4 protein-coding genes are annotated in these 3,710 nt (G+C 67.1%); 3 read left to right on the forward strand and 1 reads right to left on the reverse strand.

From position 1 onward, the window contains the following. On the forward strand, positions 1–277 hold a 277-nt coding region (locus ACWELQ_RS40820; RefSeq protein ID WP_452402348.1), incomplete at its 5' end, for a DMT family transporter. Positions 278–285: 8 nt separating this feature from the next. Here ACWELQ_RS40820 and ilvA read toward each other — a convergent pair. Next, positions 286–1,509, reverse strand: a complete 1,224-nt coding sequence (ilvA, locus tag ACWELQ_RS40825) for a threonine ammonia-lyase (protein ID WP_452402349.1) — start codon at positions 1,507–1,509, stop codon at positions 286–288. 145 nt (positions 1,510–1,654) lie between these two features. Here ilvA and ACWELQ_RS40830 point away from each other — a divergent pair, with 145 nt between their 5' ends. Together ACWELQ_RS40830 and ACWELQ_RS40835 are read left to right on the forward strand one after the other, a co-directional pair. Beyond that, positions 1,655–2,176, forward strand: coding sequence for a hypothetical protein (locus tag ACWELQ_RS40830; protein WP_452402350.1), 522 nt, complete (start codon positions 1,655–1,657; stop codon positions 2,174–2,176). 153 nt (positions 2,177–2,329) lie between these two features. Then, positions 2,330–3,710, forward strand: a 1,381-nt coding sequence (locus ACWELQ_RS40835; RefSeq protein ID WP_452402351.1) for an NCS1 family nucleobase:cation symporter-1, incomplete at its 3' end; no start/stop codon positions are given.

Genomic DNA, 3,710 nt, shown 5'->3' on the forward strand with positions numbered 1-3,710 from the left:
GACGGTGTCGCTCAAAATCTCCGAGGGGTTCAGCAAGCTGGTGCCGTCGATCATCGTGGTGATCGGGTACGGGGCGGCGTTCTACTTCCTGTCGCAGGCGTTGAAGCGGGGGATGGCCATCGGCGTGGCGTACGGGATCTGGTCGGCGGTGGGGGTGGTCGCGGTGGCCACCATCGGGGCCCTGTTCCTCGACGAGCGCATCACGCCGGTGCAGATCGGCGGGATCGTGCTCGTCATCCTGGGGGTGCTGGCGCTGGAACTCGGTGGCGCGCACTGACCCACGGCTCAGTCCTCCACGCGCACCTCGTAACCCGCGTCCGCGAGGGCGGTGAGCACCTCGTCGCGGTGCGCGGGCCCGCGGGTCTCGAGGGTGAGCAGCACCTCGACTTCGTAGATGGCCAGCCACGATTCGGTGCGGGAGTGGACCACGTCCACCACGCTCGCACCGGTGCGGCCCAGTTCGGTGAGCAGGCGCGAGAGGCTGCCGGGGCGGTCGGAGATGGTGATGCGCGCGGCGAGGTAGCGCCCGGCGGCGCTGAGGCCGTGGCCGATCACCCGGGTCAGCAGCAGCGGGTCGATATTGCCGCCGGAGAGGATGGCGCAGACCGGACCCTCGAGGGCGAGTTCGGCTGCCTCACAGGCCATCAGGGCGGCGACGGCGGCCGCGCCCGCGGGCTCGACGATCAGCTTCGAGCGTTCCATGCACAGCAGCAACGCCTTGGACAGCGCCTCCTCGTCGACGGTGACGATGGCGGGCGCGCACTCGAGAATGTGCTCGAAGGGCACCTCGCCGGGCAGCCCGACCGCGATGCCGTCGGCCATGGTGGCCATCTGCTCGAGCGCCACCGGCTTCCCGGCCGCCAGCGAGGCGGGCCAGGCCGCCGCTTCGGCCGCCTGCACCCCGATCACCCGGACCTCGGGCTTCAACCGTTGCAGGGCCGCGGCCACCCCGGCGAGCAGCCCACCGCCACCTGTCGGCACCAGGACGGTGCCGACATCCGGTAGCTGGTCGAGGATTTCGAGTCCGCAGGTCGCCTGCCCGGCCACGATGTCGATGTGGTCGAACGGGTGCACCAGGGTCGCGCCGGTGCGCTCCGCGAATTCCCTTGCGGCGGTAAGGGATTGGTCGATGGTGTCGCCGGTCTGATGCACGGTGGCCCCATATGCCTTGGTGGCCACCAGTTTCGGCAGCGCCGCACCCACCGGCATGAACACCGTGGACTCGATCCCCAGCGAGGTCGCCGACCAGGCCACCCCCTGCGCGTGATTGCCCGCGCTGGCCGCGACGACTCCGCGCGCACGTTCCGCCTCGGACAGGTTCGCGATGCGGTTGTAGGCCCCACGCGGCTTGAACGAGCCGGTGCGCTGCAGGTTCTCGCATTTGAGGAACACCTCGTGGCCGGTGCGCTCCGACAGCACCCGCGACGCCACCACGGGAGTTCGCCGGATCACCGGTGCCAGAAGGGTCGCCGCCGCCTCGATCCGCGCCATGAGATCCATGGCGGTCATGTTGCCAGGGATTCACCTGGGTGTCGCCGGGCGGCGGGAATCAGACACGGCGTGCGACCGGCAATCCCGTTCAAAACCGACCGCCGGGTTTATGTTCACAGCGATCACCGCAGTTCAGCGCCTATTTCTTCGAGAGAGGGCAGCCGTGCCGACGATCGTGAAAGCCTTGACCGCACTCACCGTTTCGGTCGCGGTCGCGGGACTCGCCCCGCTGTCCGCCGCACCCGCGCGCGCCGAGGCCATCGGCAGCTGCAGCGGCGGCGACTTCCGCTGGACCGCGGTGAACGGCGCGATCACCATGACACCGACCCTGCTCACCTTCACCTCGGTCGGGCGGTTGTGGGGCTGCACCGGCTACCCGGGCATCACCGGCGCGACCTTCACCGGCGAGCACATCGCCTGGGCGGACTGCATGCATCCGGCCGACGGCCCGCTCACCGTCTGGATCACCTGGGACAACGGGCGGACGAGTACGCTCTGGGGTCCCTGGCCGGTCGGCATGGCCCAACCGACGGTCGGGCCGATGCAGGTGGTGGACGGTTTCGGGCTCGGCAACCGGGTTCAGGTCACCGCCGACTACGAGATGATGACCCCGGAGATGGTGATGGGCTGCCTGGGACCGGGATTGACCACCGGTCCCGGACGCCTCAGCGCCGCCATGATGTGAGCCGGAAAGCCGCCATAACGTGAGCCGGAAAGCTGTCACGCGAAAGATATACGGCTCACGAAATGATTCGGAAACCGAAAAGCAATCCGTAAGGAACGGCTCGTTCCTACCTTGAGCCCACTCACTACATCGGCTTTTCGGATCGGAACCCCCATGACCGATATCGTCACTCCCGCCGCGGCAGCGTCCGCGGCGGAGAAATCGATTCCAGACTACGACCCCAGGCTCACCAATGATGATCTCGCCCCGCTGAAGAAACAGACCTGGGGCGCGTACCACATCTTCGCCTTCTGGATGTCGGATGTGCACAGCGTCGGCGGATACGTCACGGCGGGTAGCCTTTTCGCGCTCGGCCTGGCCGGCTGGCAGGTGCTGGCCGCGCTGCTCATCGGCATCACGATCGTATATTTCCTCTGTAATCTGGTGGCCGCGCCCAGCCAGCGGGCGGGTGTGCCGTATCCGGTCATGTGCCGCAGCGCCTTCGGTGTGAAGGGTGCGAACATCCCGGCCATCATCCGCGGCCTGATCGCGGTGGCCTGGTACGGAATTCAGACCTACCTGGCATCGGCGGCGCTGATCGTGGTGGCGGTCAAGCTGTTCCCGAGCCTCGCGCCGTACGCGGTGTCCAAGGACTACGGCTTCCTGGGGCTGTCGCTGCTCGGCTGGGGCGCGTACCTGGTGCTGTGGGTGGTGCAGGCGGCCGTGTTCTGGCAGGGCATGGAGTCGATCCGCAAGTTCATCGACTTCTGCGGTCCCGCCGTCTATGTCGTCATGTTCTTCCTGTGCGGCTACCTGATCTACAAGGCCGGATGGGGTTCGATCAACCTGCAGCTGGGGTCGGTCAAGTACCACGGCTGGGACGCCCTGCCGGTGATCCTCGGCGCGATCGCGCTGGTGGTGTCCTACTTCTGCGGGCCCATGCTGAACTTCGGCGACTTCTCCCGTTACAGCAAGTCCATGGCCGCGGTGCGCCGCGGCAACCTGCTCGGGCTGCCGGTCAACTTCCTGGCCTTCTCGCTGCTGGTCGTCATCACCGCGTCGCTGACCATCCCGGTCTACGGCGAGCTCATCACCGATCCGGTCGAGACGGTCTCGCGCATCGACTCCACCTTCGCGATCGTGCTGGGCGCGCTCACCTTCACCATCGCGACCGTCGGCATCAATATCGTCGCCAACTTCATCTCCCCGGCCTTCGACTTCTCGCACGTGAGCCCGCAGAAGATCAGCTGGCGCATGGGCGGCATGATCGCGGCGGTCGGCTCGGTGCTGATCACGCCGTGGAACCTGTACAACAACCCGGACGTCATCCACTACACCCTCGAGGTGCTGGGCGCGTTCATCGGACCACTGTTCGGGGTGCTGATCGCCGACTACTACCTGGTGCGCAAGCGGGAGATCACCGTCGACGAGCTGTTCACCATGTCCGAGACCGGAAAGTACTGGTACACCAAGGGATTCAACCCGGTCGCGGTGATCGCCACCGTGGTCGGCGCGATCGCGGCGGTGTTCCCGGTGCTGGCCAAGGACGTCTACG

It is taken from the genome of Nocardia sp. NPDC004722 (genome assembly GCF_053601505.1).